This is a genomic window from Enterobacter cloacae complex sp. 2024EL-00711 (assembly GCF_047529885.1).
Lineage (GTDB): Bacteria > Pseudomonadota > Gammaproteobacteria > Enterobacterales > Enterobacteriaceae > Enterobacter > Enterobacter ludwigii.
Genome location: NZ_JBLIZC010000001.1, coordinates 81,168 through 95,011, shown reverse-complemented (window position 1 = coordinate 95,011; position 13,844 = coordinate 81,168). Strand labels below are relative to the sequence as shown.

General features: G+C 52.3%; 15 protein-coding genes. 4 read left to right on the top strand and 11 right to left on the bottom strand.

Annotated features, from left to right (window positions below; all coding sequences use genetic code 11):
• Nucleotides 1–132 precede the first annotated feature (132 nt).
• The 3 genes from ACMVME_RS00530 (at nt 133) to osmB (ending at nt 1,593) form a co-directional block, all read left to right on the top strand.
• Nucleotides 133–315: a hypothetical protein gene (locus ACMVME_RS00530; RefSeq protein ID WP_025204000.1), complete on the top strand. Its 183-nt coding sequence runs from the start codon at nt 133–135 to the stop codon at nt 313–315.
• A 43-nt stretch (nt 316–358) separates the two neighbouring features.
• Nucleotides 359–1,111: a DNA-binding transcriptional regulator YciT gene (locus tag ACMVME_RS00525; protein ID WP_032680886.1), complete on the top strand. Its 753-nt coding sequence runs from the start codon at nt 359–361 to the stop codon at nt 1,109–1,111.
• 263 nt (nt 1,112–1,374) lie between these two features.
• Nucleotides 1,375–1,593 carry an osmotically-inducible lipoprotein OsmB gene (gene osmB / locus ACMVME_RS00520; protein WP_008501216.1) on the top strand — a complete coding sequence of 73 codons (219 nt, stop codon included), beginning with the start codon at nt 1,375–1,377 and terminating at the stop codon, nt 1,591–1,593.
• A gap of 103 nt (nt 1,594–1,696) precedes the next feature.
• On the opposite strand, the gene yciH is transcribed toward osmB, so the two are convergent.
• From yciH to pgpB, 5 genes are all read right to left on the bottom strand, one after another.
• The gene (gene yciH, locus ACMVME_RS00515) at nt 1,697–2,023 is read right to left on the bottom strand and encodes a stress response translation initiation inhibitor YciH (protein ID WP_014170365.1); all 327 of its coding nucleotides are present in this window, start codon (nt 2,021–2,023) and stop codon (nt 1,697–1,699) included.
• Nucleotides 2,023–2,760 (bottom strand): orotidine-5'-phosphate decarboxylase, encoded by a 738-nt coding sequence (pyrF, locus tag ACMVME_RS00510; RefSeq protein WP_032681993.1) that lies wholly within the window; start codon nt 2,758–2,760, stop codon nt 2,023–2,025. Before pyrF ends, yciH begins: the two co-directional genes overlap by 1 nt.
• 185 nt (nt 2,761–2,945) lie before the next feature.
• Nucleotides 2,946–4,115 carry a lipopolysaccharide assembly protein LapB gene (lapB, locus tag ACMVME_RS00505; RefSeq protein ID WP_014170367.1) on the bottom strand — a complete coding sequence of 390 codons (1,170 nt, stop codon included), beginning with the start codon at nt 4,113–4,115 and terminating at the stop codon, nt 2,946–2,948.
• Between the two features lie 6 nt (nt 4,116–4,121).
• A complete protein-coding gene (locus ACMVME_RS00500) occupies nt 4,122–4,430 on the bottom strand; it encodes a LapA family protein (RefSeq protein ID WP_013096374.1) in 309 nt (102 codons plus the stop codon).
• A 148-nt stretch (nt 4,431–4,578) separates the two neighbouring features.
• Nucleotides 4,579–5,346, bottom strand: a complete 768-nt coding sequence (gene pgpB / locus ACMVME_RS00495; RefSeq protein ID WP_020882442.1) for a phosphatidylglycerophosphatase B — start codon at nt 5,344–5,346, stop codon at nt 4,579–4,581.
• A gap of 197 nt (nt 5,347–5,543) precedes the next feature.
• Here pgpB and ribA point away from each other — a divergent pair, with 197 nt between their 5' ends.
• Nucleotides 5,544–6,134 carry a GTP cyclohydrolase II gene (ribA, locus tag ACMVME_RS00490; RefSeq protein ID WP_003856813.1) on the top strand — a complete coding sequence of 197 codons (591 nt, stop codon included), beginning with the start codon at nt 5,544–5,546 and terminating at the stop codon, nt 6,132–6,134.
• A gap of 43 nt (nt 6,135–6,177) precedes the next feature.
• On the opposite strand, the gene acnA is transcribed toward ribA, so the two are convergent.
• The 6 genes from acnA to topA form a co-directional block, all read right to left on the bottom strand.
• A complete protein-coding gene (gene acnA / locus ACMVME_RS00485) occupies nt 6,178–8,853 on the bottom strand; it encodes an aconitate hydratase AcnA (protein ID WP_414743337.1) in 2,676 nt (891 codons plus the stop codon).
• A gap of 163 nt (nt 8,854–9,016) precedes the next feature.
• The gene (gene ymiC / locus ACMVME_RS00480) at nt 9,017–9,115 is read right to left on the bottom strand and encodes a small membrane protein YmiC (protein ID WP_032669830.1); all 99 of its coding nucleotides are present in this window, start codon (nt 9,113–9,115) and stop codon (nt 9,017–9,019) included.
• 140 nt (nt 9,116–9,255) lie between these two features.
• A complete protein-coding gene (locus ACMVME_RS00475; protein ID WP_032669764.1) occupies nt 9,256–9,426 on the bottom strand; it encodes a hypothetical protein in 171 nt (56 codons plus the stop codon).
• A 2-nt stretch (nt 9,427–9,428) separates the two neighbouring features.
• A complete protein-coding gene (locus ACMVME_RS00470; RefSeq protein WP_214579162.1) occupies nt 9,429–9,569 on the bottom strand; it encodes a YmiA family putative membrane protein in 141 nt (46 codons plus the stop codon).
• A 338-nt stretch (nt 9,570–9,907) separates the two neighbouring features.
• Nucleotides 9,908–10,882 (bottom strand): HTH-type transcriptional regulator CysB, encoded by a 975-nt coding sequence (gene cysB, locus ACMVME_RS00465; protein ID WP_006175683.1) that lies wholly within the window; start codon nt 10,880–10,882, stop codon nt 9,908–9,910.
• A gap of 187 nt (nt 10,883–11,069) precedes the next feature.
• Nucleotides 11,070–13,667: a type I DNA topoisomerase gene (gene topA, locus ACMVME_RS00460; RefSeq protein ID WP_020882439.1), complete on the bottom strand. Its 2,598-nt coding sequence runs from the start codon at nt 13,665–13,667 to the stop codon at nt 11,070–11,072.
• Nucleotides 13,668–13,844 lie beyond the last annotated feature (177 nt).

Sequence of the window (13,844 nt, the reverse complement as noted above, 5' to 3'; positions counted from 1 at the left end):
GCCCGCAGCATGTGGGGGAATAAATTTATCACACTCATTTATGTGATTTAGTTATTGCATTTTTTCCCTTCTCTTTTGATCCCATTTTCTGCATCATTGAAAATATTACCTTTTCACACCTGGGGTGAGATTATGTCTACTATTGATGCACAAGCTGTAGCACAACGTATTGATACCGTGCTGGATATCCTGGTGGCAGGCGATTATCACTCGGCGATCCGTAATCTTGAGATCCTGAAGTCTGAACTTCTTGCTCAGAAGGGTGCTGAAAACGCGCCTGAGAACGGACAGCCAAAAGCGCCGTGGGAAGTTTGATCCTGCTGTTTTCGAACCTGTTTCGCTTTATTAATTGGATGCTATGAATTCCCGACAACAAATCATTTTGCAGATGGTCATTGACCAGGGACGCGTCAGCGTAGTCGATCTCGCTAAAACCACCGGCGTTTCAGAAGTCACCATCCGCCAGGATCTTAACCTGCTGGAGAAACAGAGCTACCTGCGTCGTGCGCATGGGTATGCGGTCCCGCTCGATAGCGAGGACGTTGAGACGCGCATGATGAACAACTACGCCCTGAAGCGTGAGCTGGCGGAGTTTGCCGCGTCTTTAGTCAACAATGGTGAGACGGTGTTTATCGAAAACGGCAGTAGCAATGCCTTACTGGCGCGCACGCTTGCCGAACAGAAAGACGTTACTATCATCACGGTCAGTAGCTATATCGCGCATCTGCTCAAAGAGACCCGCTGCGAGGTGATCCTGCTGGGCGGCATTTACCAGAAAAAAAGCGAAAGCATGGTTGGCCCCCTGACCCGCCAGTATGTTCAGCAGGTCCATTTCAGTAAGGCCTTTATTGGTATTGATGGCTGGCAGCCAGAAACGGGCTTCACCGGCCGCGATATGATGCGTTCTGATGTGGTGAATGCGGTGCTGGAAAAAGAGTGTGAGGCCATTGTGCTGACTGATAGCTCAAAATTTGGCGCCGTTCACCCTTATACCATGGGGCCAGTCTCTCGCTTTAGCCGTGTAATTACCGACGAACGTTTGAGCGATGAGCATCGTATTAAACTGGAAGATGACGGTCTTATCGTCAATATTATTAAAAAGTCGCCCTGAGTCCTTTAAGCGCCCGAATGCCGGGCGCCTATGTCCCTACTGTCTGAGATGATTCCTAACCCTCCTTTAAGAGTTTTTACCTGTTTAACCCGCCTTAAAGTCGTAAAATTAATGTTAGCGATATAACAGGAAGTGACTATCACCTGCGTGATTACGTAACGCCTGCGCGACCAGCTTTCACGGAAAACAGTTTTTAAGTATTCAATTCGTCTATACTTAAAGCGTAGCTCTTTCCGTGAATCGATAATTCAGGAGAAAGTATTATGACCTTAACCAGCAAAAAATTAGCCGCCGCTGTTCTGGCAATCACTGTAGCAATGTCCCTGAGCGCTTGCTCTAACTGGTCTAAACGTGACCGCAACACCGCAATTGGTGCCGGTGCTGGTGCTCTGGGCGGTGCGGTATTAACAGATGGTAGTACGCTGGGTACATTAGGTGGCGCTGCTGTCGGTGGTATTATCGGTCACCAGGTCGGCAAATAATTATTAAATAAGCCTCCACCGGTACTGCGATATTAGAACGCATTTCAGGTCTGACTTACGCACGTAAAAAAAGAGCCACGGCAAATGCCGTGGCTCATCTATTTTAGCCGCCCGCCAGTTTCACTTTCATGCCTTTGGCTTCGAGCAGGGATTTAATTAAATCACGTTTATCGCCCTGGATTTCGATAATGCCGTCTTTCACGGCACCACCGCAACCACATTTCTTTTTCAGATCGGCGGCCAGCTTAACCAGTTCCGCGTCGTCAAGATCAATGCCGGAGATAAGGCATACGCCCTTACCTTTGCGTCCACTGGTTTGACGCTGGATACGAACAATACCGTCCCCCTTCGGGCGCTCGGCTTTCGCTTTTGGTTCGTCTATACGCCCACTTTCTGTTGAGTAGACCAGACGACTGTTTGAATCAGTCATTATGCCCCCTTTTTCAGTGATGCGTTGATCGCCTTGAGCGTCTCTGACGGGTTAGCAGACTGCGTCACAGGACGCCCGATGACCATATAGTCTACCCCTGCCGCCAGCGCCTGTTCAGGCGTCATAATACGACGCTGATCGCCTGCCTCGCTGCCGGCCGGGCGGATACCTGGGGTAACAAGTTTGAAAGCCTGGCCCAGTTCTGATTTGAAACGCACGGCTTCCTGCGCGGAACAGACGACACCATCAAGCCCGCAATTTTGCGTCAGGCGCGCGAGACGCTCTGCATGCTGAGCAGGTGACAACGTCACGCCGAGATCGCGTAAATCACTCTCATCCATACTGGTCAGCACGGTAACCGCAATCAGCAACGGTGCGTCGCTGCCGAACGGCAGGAGCGCTTCACGGGCCGCGGTCATCATTCTTGCCCCACCCGATGCATGCACATTGACCATCCACACCCCCAGTTCTGCAGCAGCAGCCACGGCGTGCGCGGTGGTATTCGGGATATCATGGAATTTAAGGTCGAGGAAAACGTCAAAACCGCGCTGTTGCAGGTCGCGTACGATTTGCGGTCCAAACAGCGTGAACATCTCTTTGCCAACTTTCAGACGGCAGTCGCGAGGGTCTATACCGTCGACAAAGGCCAGTGCCGCGTCACGTTTATTGTAATCAAGCGCAACAACAACAGGAGAATCAGTAATTACGCGGGAAGCGGAGGAAGTAACAGACGTCATGACCAGCCCTTTTCGTCTATGGGCGCGCAGCGGCGCGGAACAGATAAACGGCGAGCATTCTACCTGCCAGCGCTGCAAATTGACAGGATCGATTTACTCTCCTGCGTGGCCGGCAAACCGCACGGGCTCAACGGGTTCTAAAAACCCATCAGTATGTTGTAACTAAAATAGATCGTTTTTAAAAATTACTGCCCATCAAGGCCTCGGATTGGCTTGATGGTCGACCATGCCCGGCATGAAGGACAGTGCCAGTACAGCGTATACGCCGTAAACCCACACTTCTGGCAACGATAGCGCGGTTTGCTTCGTACCTGCTCGCCTACCATGTCGCGCAGTACCATCAGGCTCTCTTTGGCGCGCCCTTCCTCTGCATCGTTGAGGTGGTAGTCCATCAGCTTATGGAATACTCGCATGGTCGGATGACGCTGCAGCTGACGCGTAATATAGACCTGCGCGGTATCACTGCCCTCATACTGTTCAACCACGTCCGAGAGCATCAGTTCGGCAGTCGCGCCAGTGTTCTCTTCCACGCAACGACGCAGGAAGGCTACCCATTCATCCTGCTTATCCAGTTGTTGATAGCAGGTTTGCAGCATGTCGAGGGTTTCACTGACCAGCTCTTTATCCTGGTCGATAACCCGCAACAGGCTCTCTACAGCTTTGGCATAGTCGCCGTTCGCCATAAAGACGCGCCCCATCATGATGGAGATACGCGCGCTGTTACGGTCAGCGGCGGCACCCTTTTTAAGCAACGCCATGGCTTTGTCCATGTCGTCGTTGCCCATTTGCTGAAGGGCCAGTTCACAGTAGAAGTGGGCTATCTCAACTCGCTGCTTATCTTTGCCCAGCTTCACCAGACGCTCGGCCGTATCAATGGCTTTCTGCCAGTCACTGGTGGCCTGATAAATCTGCAGCAGTTGCTGCAAGGCACTGACGCGGAAATCCGTTTCATCCACCAGCTGCGAGAACATGTCTTCTGCACGGTCGTACAGCCCCGCCGCCATGTAATCACGGCCCAGCTGTTGTACCGCCAGCAGGCGTTGATCGTAGGTCAACGAGGCGCTTTCCATAAGGGTCTGGTGAATACGAATGGCGCGGTCAACCTCGCCGCGCGAGCGGAACAGGTTTCCCAGGGTGAGATGCGCTTCAACGGTGCCCGTATCCTCTTTGAGCATATCGAGGAACAGGTCTACTGCTTTGTCCTGTTGATTGCTCAGGAGGAAGTTCACCCCAGCAACGTAGTCGCGGGAGAGTCGGTTAGCCTCATCCTGTTTTGTTTGTTGCGCACTTCTGCGGCCCATATACCAGCCATAGGCTGCGGCTACAGGCAAAAGCAGAAACAACAACTCCAGCATAGTCGATTATTCCTTGACGACCGGTACACCAGAGCTTTCCGGAATGTCGGACGCAGGCGCAATTTGATGTTCGAGTCGTTTAATTTTACGTTCAGCGCGCGCAAGTGAAACACGAACTTTCAACCAGAAAAGACCGCATACCAGCCAGCCAATCGCAAAGCCCGCGGCGAATAAAACCGCCAGAAGGCTCGATACACGATACTCGCCCTGCGCCAGCAGATAGTTAAACGTCACCTGTTGATCGTTTTGTGCACCCAATGTGACTGAAATGACAAAAATCGCCAATACCAGTAAGAAAATGAGTAAATATTTCACATTACTTCCCGTTATGTGGTTCAAGCGAATAAAGTGTGTTCAACTCACCGCAATCAGCCTTATAAACTACCATTTTAGTGACGGGCGCGAAACGGAAAAAGTGACGCGCCAGTCATGGATTTATGGGCAAAACACGGAATATCAACCGTCAGGCGTCGCTTTGGTCCCTTTCGGCGATCTCTTCTTCCTCGACAGGCGGTGGCGTTAACGGACCGCAGATGCGTTCAGCAAGCCATGTTGCCAGCGTCACAAGCAGCCATGAGATCAGCGTAGCCACCACCAAATCCCGCGGCCAGTGCATCCCCAGCAGCAAACGACTGCCCATCACCCCTGTGGCCCAGACCAGTAAAATCGCGATCGTGACCGTACGTCGCCGTGGCCAAAGCAGCCCTACTCCCAGTAACGCCCAGCTGGCGGCAAACATGGTATGGCCGGAAGGAAAAGCAAACCCGGTCTCTTTTTGCCAGTGTTTACGTAAGAACTTCGGGATATCCTGCTGTTCCGCAAGCTGTTCTTTGACCAGCGCACCACGATCTTTACGTTTTAAATTGTAGAACTCATCCACCGGAACATGGTGCGCTTTTTCCAGCCAGACGACAAAAGGACGCGGCTCCTGGACATGATCTTTAACCCAGGACTTCACGCCCTGACCGATGAGGATCGCCCCACCCAGTATCGCAAAGAGCATCAGCGCCGCACGCAGACGAAAGCGCAAACACCACAGAAACCAGGCGCAAAGGATCACATGCGTGATAATTCCCCACGGCTGGGTGACCGTCTCCGTTATCCAGTATAATGTTTTCAGCCATGTGGCGTTCTGACCAGGCTGCCACATCCAGCCTGAGACCCATACGGCCAGCGGCATAATAAGTAGAATGGCCGCACCTGCTGCCGTACGTCTGGCGATTGAAAGCATGTCTTCTCCTTTTTCGCTAAGCACCACAATCATAACTGAAATTCATCTGTTGGGTGGATATGTCGGATCGTGCGTTTAACGTCCATATAGCATGGCGCCCATTAGGCGAACGTGCTGAGCTTGTGGCAAAATGAACAGATACAGAAAGCCAAACAGGCGAAAGGCACGAAACGTGTCAGCCTACTCTGGAGAATCACATGCAGCTTAAACGTGTGGCAGAAGCCAAACTGCCAACCCCATGGGGCGATTTCCTGATGGTGGGATTTGAAGAACTGGCAACCGGACAGGATCATGTCGCGCTGGTGTTCGGTGACATTTCAGGACAGACGCCGGTACTCTCTCGCGTACATTCGGAGTGTCTGACTGGCGATGCCTTGTTCAGCCTGCGCTGTGATTGCGGTTTCCAGCTTGAAGCAGCTCTTTCTCACATCGCTGAAGAAGGTCGTGGGGTGCTGCTGTATCACCGTCAGGAAGGTCGTAATATTGGCCTGCTGAATAAAATCCGCGCCTACGCGCTGCAGGATCAGGGATACGATACGGTTGAAGCGAACCACCAGCTCGGGTTTGCTGCCGATGAGCGCGACTTTACCCTGTGCGCCGATATGTTCAAGCTTCTGGGGGTAGATGAGGTCCGTCTGCTGACCAATAACCCGAAAAAGGTGGAAATCCTGACCGAAGCGGGGATCAATATCGTCGAACGTGTTCCGCTGATTGTCGGCCGTAACCCGAAAAATGCCCACTATCTTGATACCAAAGCCGCCAAAATGGGTCACCTCCTGAGCGAGTGATCGCGAGATGCCCGGCATCGCCATCGCGAGCCGGGCGAGCGCGTCAATCCAGCATTTTACGAATCACGTAATGTAATATGCCGTCGTTCTGGTAGTAGGTCAGCTCGGTTGCCGTATCAATGCGACACCGGCATTCAAGCACTTCCGTTTTACCGTCTGCTCGCGTTAACGTCACCGGAACCGTTTTACCCGGCTGCAGGTTTTGCAGACCACTAATATCAATCTGCTCTTCCCCGGTGAGTCCCAGCGTTTTGCGGGTGACGCCTTGCGGGAACTCTAGCGGCAGGATCCCCATCCCGATAAGATTCGAACGGTGAATACGCTCGAAAGATTCGGCAATCACCACGCGAACCCCAAGCAGGCGCGGACCTTTCGCTGCCCAGTCTCGACTGGAGCCGGAGCCGTACTCTTTACCGGCAATCACCGCCAGCGGCGTGCCTTCCTGCTGGTATTTAACGGCGGCATCATAAATCGAAACCACTTCCGTGCCAGGTAAATGACGCGTCATGCCCCCTTCCACGCCCGGAACCATTTCGTTGCGGATGCGGATGTTGGCAAACGTCCCGCGCATCATCACTTCGTGGTTACCACGACGCGATCCGTAGGAGTTGAAGTCCCGGCGTTCCACCCCACGGCTTTGCAGATAGCGGCCTGCCGGGCTGTCGGCTTTGATACTGCCCGCCGGCGAGATGTGGTCCGTGGTAACGGAATCGCCAAGCATCGCCAGAATACGCGCCCCGTGGATATCCTTAAGCGGAGCAGGTTCAGCCAGCATGTCATCGAAGAACGGTGACAGACGAATATAGGTCGAATCATCCTGCCAGCCATAGGTATCCGAGCCCACGACGTTAATTGTTTTCCATTCCGGCGTGCCTTCAAACACTTCCGCATATTCTTTGCGGAACATTTCGGTTGAGACCTTTTCAACGGCTCGCGCGATGTCGCGTGAAGACGGCCAGATATCTTTCAGGTAAACAGGCTCGTTCTTGCGATCGTGACCAATCGGGTCTATCGTGAGATTGATGTTCATGTTTCCCGCCAGCGCGTAAGCCACAACCAGCGGCGGCGAGGCCAGCCAGTTGGTTTTCACCAGCGGATGAATGCGCCCTTCAAAGTTGCGGTTACCGGAAAGAACCGCACCCACGGTAAGATCGCCCTGCTTGATCGCCGTTTCAATCGGCTCAGGCAGCGGACCGGAGTTACCGATACAGGTAGTACATCCGTAACCCACGAGATTAAATCCCAGCTCGTCAAGGTACGGGGTGAGTTTTGCCTGCGCCAGGTAATCTGAAACCACTTTAGAGCCCGGGGCCAGCGAAGCCTTAACCCACGGCTGCGGTTTCAGTCCAAGCTCAACGGCTTTTTTGGCCAACAGTCCCGCGGCCATCAAAACGCTTGGGTTCGAGGTGTTGGTACAGGAGGTGATAGCGGCAATAACCACCGCGCCATCCGGAAGTTGATACTGATGTCCGTTCAGGACATAGTCTATTGGACGGTGATCTTTTTTCGCGACATTGACTTCCAGTTCATTGCTGGCGGCAAAAGCTTTCGGCACGTCCGGTAACGCGACCCGATCCTGCGGGCGTTTTGGCCCGGCAAGGCTCGCCTCGACGCTTCCCATATCCAGCTCAAGCGTGCTGGTAAATACCGGCTCATCACCCGGGTTTCGCCACATCCCCTGCGCTTTAGTGTAGGCCTCGACCAGCGCGACCTGCTCTTCACTGCGACCACTCAGGCGCATATATTCCAGCGTGACGTCATCGATGGGGAAGAAGCCACAGGTCGCGCCATATTCCGGCGCCATATTGGCGATCGTGGCGCGATCGGCCAGCGGCAGCGAATCCAGCCCGTCACCGTAGAATTCAACAAATTTACCCACCACGCCATGCTTACGCAGCATCTGGGTGACGGTCAACACCAGGTCGGTGGCGGTAATGCCTTCCGACAGCTTACCGGTGAGTTTGAAGCCCACCACATCAGGAATGAGCATCGACACCGGCTGACCAAGCATAGCCGCTTCCGCTTCAATACCCCCGACGCCCCACCCCAGCACACCGAGGCCGTTAATCATGGTGGTATGTGAATCCGTCCCGACCAGCGTATCCGGATAAGCCACCCACTCTTTATCCTGCAATTCACTCCAGACGGCTTTGCCCAGATATTCGAGGTTAACCTGATGGCAAATACCGGTTCCAGGCGGAACCACGCTAAAGCGGCTGAACGCCTGTTGCCCCCATTTCAGGAAGACATAGCGCTCGTGGTTACGTTCCATCTCCAGACGTACGTTTTCGCCAAAAGCATCATCATCACCGAAGTGGTCAACGGTCACGGAGTGGTCAATCACGAGGTCAACGGGAGAAAGCGGATTCACTTTTGCCGTATCGCCACCGAGGCGCTTAACGGCTTCGCGCATGGCGGCTAAATCAACCACGGCGGGAACACCGGTAAAGTCCTGCATCAGGACCCTCGCCGGGCGATAGGCTATTTCTCTGTCGGCATGGGCACTCTTCAGCCACCCCGCCAGCGCCTGGATATCCTCGAGGGTGACGGAATCGCCATCCTGCCAGCGTAAGAGGTTTTCCAGCAAAACTTTCAAGGACTTGGGTAAACGCGAAATGTCCCCAAGCGTTCTGGCAGCCAGTGGCAGGCTATAGTAATGCCAGGTTTTGTTTTCTGCCTGTAATGTGTCCTTACTGGCTTCGCGTAGGGTTAACGACATAAGCTCCTCCTTAATTACAGAGATGTCCTGACAATCATCAGGGCTGTAATTAAAGATAACACAAAGATGTCGTAACGTTTTGATAACAACCCGAATTGATAAATTTAGGAATGGTCCAGTGAAGTGCGAAAACAAAAAACCCCGCCGCAGCGAGGTTTTGGATTTACAGGAAGGCCAGCCAGATGAGCTGAGACCAGAACAGGATCGACACAGAAAAAACGCCGAGCCATGACCAGTATTTGTGAGACATCATGTTATTCATCATAGGGTACACCAGGCATTATTTTTAAAAAGGCTCCGAGGTTTGCCCTCAGTTCTATATTGCTGATGTGTATTTATTAAAGAGTACAAAGGTGCAGAGTCTTTATTCAGACTATTTGCATCATTACGCAATTAACTAAATTATTGTTTTTTGGGTTCGTCTTCTGCGAACACATCAATAAAGGCTTGCTGCTGTGGCGTCAGTTTCCAGGACGCGGGGACAACGGTCGCAGGTGCTTTGCGTCCTTTGTGACCACTGTCACGATGCTGACACATCTGTTTTACCGTTTCTGTACGTACCGTCACTGCCATATTCAACCCCAATATTTCCAGGCAAGGAGAGCAACCACTACCCAAAACAGGGCGGAGACGAGAAAGACCGCCAGCCAGGCTTTACGCTTGAGCGCAGGATCCCTTTGCGGTTCTTCACTTCCTGAAGGCATTGCTAACCTCATACAATCGATATCGCTTATCATTTAGGACCAAACAATTGGTACAATTAATCATCTGTTGAGATAAATCCTAAAGAAACTTTAGCCGAAAAGCCAGTGAATTTACGCATCAATTGGTGGGAAATATTCAATCTTTTGACCAGAAATAAATAATTGAAAAGAAATATTTGCGTAGCCGTAAATTACTTTCTACTTTTGTCGCCAATTCACGACATTAAAACCATACAGATTAAATGGGTAATGACATTATATGGCAGGGAAAATGTAGATGATGATAATTATGATTTAGCTTTGAGGAGTTAATTCGGTATCTTTCCGTGAGGGAAAGATACCGGGAGTGATTATTTTGCCGGAAGTTTGATGTCTTTAAACATCTCTTCAATATCTTCATTTGAGCGTAATGCAACCGCCGTATCGACCACGTCACGCGTTAAATGCGGGGCAAAGCGTTGAATAAAATCATACATATAGCTGCGCAGGAAGGTGCTGCGACGGAAACCAATTTTGGTCGTACTGTGGCTGAAAATATCGTGCGCATCAAGACGAACCAAATCCGGGTCTGAAACCGGGTCGACGGCCATGCTGGCAATCACCCCAACGCCCAGGCCAAGCCGCACATAGGTTTTAATGACATCAGCATCCGTGGCGGTAAAGACAATGCGCGGCGTTAATCCCGCCCGGTTAAAGGCCGTATCAAGCTCAGAGCGTCCGGTGAAGCCGAAGGTGTATGTCACTAAAGGATATTGCGCCAGCTCTTCAATAGTCACCGACCCTTTCCCCGCCAGCGGATGATCCGGGGTCACTACAATAGAACGGTTCCAGTGGTAGCACGGTAGCATAACCAGATCGTCATACAGGTGAAGCGCTTCTGTCGCGATGGCAAAGTCCGCGTTGCCCTTTGAAACCGCTTCAGCGATTTGCGTGGGCGAGCCCTGATGCATATGCAAAGAGACGCGCGGATAACGTTCTATAAAGCCCTTAATAACGCCTGGCAGCGCATAACGCGCCTGAGTATGCGTTGTGGCAATATAAAGCGAGCCTTTATCCGGCCAGGTATGTTCACCCGCCACGGACTTAATAGCGTCAACTTTGGAGAGGACTTCCCGGGCAATACGAATGATTTCCTGCCCGGCGGGTGTCACCTGCGTGAGGTGCTTACCGCTGCGAGCGAAAATCTGGATACCTAATTCGTCCTCCAGCATACGAACCTGTTTGCTGATGCCCGGTTGCGAGGTATATAACCCCTCAGCGGTAGAAGAGACGTTAAGGTTGTGATTCACCACCTCAACGATATAACGAAGCTGCTGTAATTTCATGCCAGACCATCCGATTTAGCGCACGCGGTCAATCGCTTAAGACGATTTGATAATAAGAAAAGGGTTAACTATAACCACTATATCATTTATAGCCTGACTGTATAGTACGGAACAAAAAATAATAACAAGGTAATAAAAAAGGGCCGGAAGTCCGGCCCTTTTACAGGTAAGTTACGGTAAGGGAAGATTATTTCTTGCCTTCAACCCATTTTCCGTCGACAAAGAAGGCGGACCAGCCGGTCGCTTTCCCCTCTTTCTCAGCCGCAACGTACTGCTGTTTTGTTTTACGGCTAAAACGTACCACCGTTTTATTCCCTTCAGGATCCTGCTGTGGCGCATCGGCCAGATAACGCAATTTCTCAGGCAGACGGTCGCGGAAGCGATGCAGCTCTTCCACCAGCGGCGCGCGGGTTTCACGCGATTTCGGGAAGGTGTTGGCCGCGAGGAAGACCCCGGCAGCACCGTCACGCAGCACGAAATAGGCGTCAGACTTCTCACACGGCAATTCTGGCAGCGGAACCGGATCTTCCTTCGGCGGCGCGACTTCACCGTTACGCAGAATCTTACGGGTGTTCTTACACTCGTCGTTGGTGCACGCCATGTATTTCCCGAAACGCCCCATTTTCAGGTGCATTTCCGAGCCACACTTCTCACACTCAACGATAGGGCCGTCATAGCCTTTGATGCGGAACTCACCCTCTTCGATCTCATAACCATCACACGTTGGGTTATTCCCGCAAACGTGCAATTTGCGTTTCGGATCGATCAGGTAGCTGTCCATCGCCGTGCCACATTTCTTACAACGACGTTTGGCACGCAGGGCATTGGTTTCTGCATCGTCACCCTCCAGCACGTTAAGAACTTCGTTCTCAGGTACCAGGTTGATGGTGGTTTTGCAGCGCTCTTTCGGCGATAACGCATAGCCGGAGCAACCGAGAAAGACGCCTGTTGTCGCAGTACGGATCCCCATCTTACGGCCACAGGTTGGGCAATCGATGCTGGTCAGTACCATCTGGTTAGGCAGCATGCCGCCCTCTTCAGGATCTTTCTCCGCTTTTTCAAGCTGGTTGGTAAAGTCGCTGAAGAAGCTGTCGAGCACTTTCTTCCATTCCGCCTGATGGCTGGCAACCTGGTCAAGGCTGTCTTCCATCTGTGCGGTAAAGTCGTAGTTCATCAACTCGCGGAAGTTAGCTTCCAGACGGTCGGTTACGATCTCACCCATTTTTTCAGCGTAGAAACGGCGATTTTCAACACGCACATAGCCACGATCCTGAATGGTCGAAATGATTGACGCATAGGTTGACGGACGACCAATACCGCGTTTTTCCAGCTCTTTTACCAGCGATGCTTCGCTAAAGCGCGCAGGCGGCTTGGTAAAGTGCTGAGCTGGCACGAGGTCAACCAGAGAGAGTTCATCCCCTTTGTTCACCGCCGGCAGCGTTCGGTCTTCGTCGCCTTTACGCAGTGCAGGCATGACTTTCGTCCAGCCGTCGAAACGCAGGATACGGCCACGCGCTTTCAGACGGAAATCACCCGCACCAACGGTAAGCGTAGTGGAATCGTACTGCGCGGGTGTCATTTGACACGCGACGAACTGGCGCCAGATAAGCTGGTACAGCTTCTGGGCGTCGGCTTCCATATCCTTCAGCGATTCCGCTAACACAGAGACGTCAGAAGGACGAATGGCTTCGTGCGCTTCCTGTGAGTTCTCTTTGCTGGCGTACTGGTTAGCGCTTTCCGGCAGGTATTTCTTACCGAAATTGTCACCGATATAGCCGCGCACCATGTTAACCGCATCCTGACTCAGGTTAGTCGAGTCGGTACGCATGTAGGTGATGTAACCCGCTTCATACAAGCGCTGGGCCATCATCATGGTTTTCTTCACGCCATAACCCAGACGCGTGCTTGCGGCCTGTTGCAGCGTAGAGGTAATAAACGGTGCGCCAGGCTTACTGCTGGTCGGTTTGTCTTCACGCTCCAGAACCTGATAGCGTGCTTTTTCCAGCAACGCCACCGCGGCCATGGTCTGGTCACGGTTTTCAGGACGGAAAGGCTTGTCGTTCTGATGGCTCACCTGCAGCGGCAGAGCATCCCCGCCCGGCGTGGTGACATTCGCGTCGACTTCCCAGAACTCTTCTGGCACAAACGCTTTAATTTCGCGTTCACGTTCAACGACAAGACGCACGGCAACGGATTGCACACGGCCTGCGGACAGACCACGGGCAATCTTTTTCCACAGCAGTGGAGACACCATGTAGCCCACAACACGGTCCATAAAGCGACGTGCCTGCTGCGCGTTTACACGGTCAATGTTCAGTTCGCCCGGCTTTTCAAACGCCTGGCGAATCGCATTCTTCGTAATTTCGTTAAACACTACACGGCTGTAGCGTTTGTCATCACCACCGATCACTTCCCGCAGGTGCCACGCAATGGCTTCCCCTTCGCGGTCAAGGTCGGTTGCGAGATAGATGTGGTCTGCTTTTTCAGCAAGCTGTTTCAGCTCATTAACAACTTTTTCTTTCCCGGGCAGCACTTCGTATTGTGCATCCCAGTTGTGCCATGGGTTAACACCCATGCGGTTGACAAGCGCGCTACGTTCATCCTTTTTAGGCTTTTTAGCCCCTTTGGTGGAGGTAGAGTCTGCGCTCTTTTTGCTGGCTGAGCCACTGGTCGGCAAATCGCGGATATGACCCACGCTGGACTTAACCACGTAGTCATTACCCAGATACTTATTGATCGTTTTGGCTTTTGCCGGGGACTCAACGATGACGAGAGCTTTACCCATATTCACCTTTACCTAATTTAATTCTTCCAGGAATACGCCGCACGTTGATTTCCCTTCCACTGACGACGCGTCATTGATATTGCGACTGCGTCAGGGGATATCAACCCCTTTGTCTTACCGAACGTCAGAGAAATGACGCCCAGGTGATTGAGTTTTCGGGTATTTTTCTCACGCCTC

Coding starts and splice junctions, on each gene's coding strand:
- ACMVME_RS00530 (WP_025204000.1), top strand. CDS start 133: ATGTCTACTATTGATGCACAAGCTGTAGCACAACGTATTGATACCGTG.
- ACMVME_RS00525 (WP_032680886.1), top strand. CDS start 359: ATGAATTCCCGACAACAAATCATTTTGCAGATGGTCATTGACCAGGGA.
- osmB (WP_008501216.1), top strand. CDS start 1,375: ATGACCTTAACCAGCAAAAAATTAGCCGCCGCTGTTCTGGCAATCACT.
- yciH (WP_014170365.1), bottom strand. CDS start 2,023: ATGACTGATTCAAACAGTCGTCTGGTCTACTCAACAGAAAGTGGGCGT.
- pyrF (WP_032681993.1), bottom strand. CDS start 2,760: ATGACGTCTGTTACTTCCTCCGCTTCCCGCGTAATTACTGATTCTCCT.
- lapB (WP_014170367.1), bottom strand. CDS start 4,115: ATGCTGGAGTTGTTGTTTCTGCTTTTGCCTGTAGCCGCAGCCTATGGC.
- pgpB (WP_020882442.1), bottom strand. CDS start 5,346: ATGCTTTCAATCGCCAGACGTACGGCAGCAGGTGCGGCCATTCTACTT.
- ribA (WP_003856813.1), top strand. CDS start 5,544: ATGCAGCTTAAACGTGTGGCAGAAGCCAAACTGCCAACCCCATGGGGC.
- acnA (WP_414743337.1), bottom strand. CDS start 8,853: ATGTCGTTAACCCTACGCGAAGCCAGTAAGGACACATTACAGGCAGAA.
- ymiC (WP_032669830.1), bottom strand. CDS start 9,115: ATGAATAACATGATGTCTCACAAATACTGGTCATGGCTCGGCGTTTTT.
- ACMVME_RS00475 (WP_032669764.1), bottom strand. CDS start 9,426: ATGGCAGTGACGGTACGTACAGAAACGGTAAAACAGATGTGTCAGCAT.
- ACMVME_RS00470 (WP_214579162.1), bottom strand. CDS start 9,569: ATGAGGTTAGCAATGCCTTCAGGAAGTGAAGAACCGCAAAGGGATCCT.
- cysB (WP_006175683.1), bottom strand. CDS start 10,882: ATGAAATTACAGCAGCTTCGTTATATCGTTGAGGTGGTGAATCACAAC.
- topA (WP_020882439.1), bottom strand. CDS start 13,667: ATGGGTAAAGCTCTCGTCATCGTTGAGTCCCCGGCAAAAGCCAAAACG.